Source organism: Caballeronia mineralivorans PML1(12), assembly GCF_001028175.1.
Classification (GTDB): Bacteria; Pseudomonadota; Gammaproteobacteria; order Burkholderiales; family Burkholderiaceae; genus Caballeronia; species Caballeronia mineralivorans.
In genome coordinates this window covers 1-711 of sequence record NZ_AEJF01000373.1, presented here as the reverse complement: position 1 = coordinate 711, position 711 = coordinate 1, and the positions used below count along the sequence as shown (strand labels likewise).

Here is a 711-nt window from a genome sequence, read left to right as displayed (position 1 = left end):
CATGCATCGTCCGGCTCGTCGCCGCCAGGCGCAAGTGATCCGCTCGCGAGGGCAGGAACTCGACGATCAGCTCCTGCATTTCCGCAGGCAGCACGTCGAACCCGCATGCCGTCCCGGCCCGCACCCAGCATTGCGCGCCGCGCAGCGTGACCTTTCTTTCCGTCGCCTTGGGTCCCGTTCCCGCAGCACGGCACACCTCATCTTCCAGCACGATGCCGTCAAGCTGACCGGCCAGCATCGCATCGCGCACGGCGTCGGGTGTCATGTCCAGACAGCGGGCAGTGAATCCGGCAAAGCCCGCCCGATTCAGATCGCCGCGCTCCAGAAACGCATTTGTCGCGCCAACCGCCGTGACGTAGATCGTCACCAGCAGATTGACCTGATCGCGCGTAACACCCTCCCTGAAGTCGGGCACGGGTGGCGTCTTTTCGCTTAGCACCCGCACCGCTTCTGTGAAACGCCTGTTATCGCACTCGCTTTTAAAACCAGCAGCGGCCTTGACGTATTCGCCGGCCTCTCGCGGCGAGATACCTTTCCCGAACTCGCGGTCGATCTCATCGCAGGCCTGCGTCCACGCCTCGCCGGTGTTCGCACACGGCTCGAATCCAGCGACGGTATCCAGCGAACACTGCTCAGGATTTTTCGCATTCAGGTCCGCACGATAACCGCTCGTACCCTGGCGCGAAACCGACGATTGCGGTGCAAACATGA

General features: G+C 62.9%; 1 protein-coding gene. It reads right to left on the bottom strand.

What is annotated here, in order from left to right:
- The coding region (locus EOS_RS47400) for a hypothetical protein (RefSeq protein ID WP_047898360.1) at window positions 1–711 on the bottom strand (711 nt) is incomplete at both ends.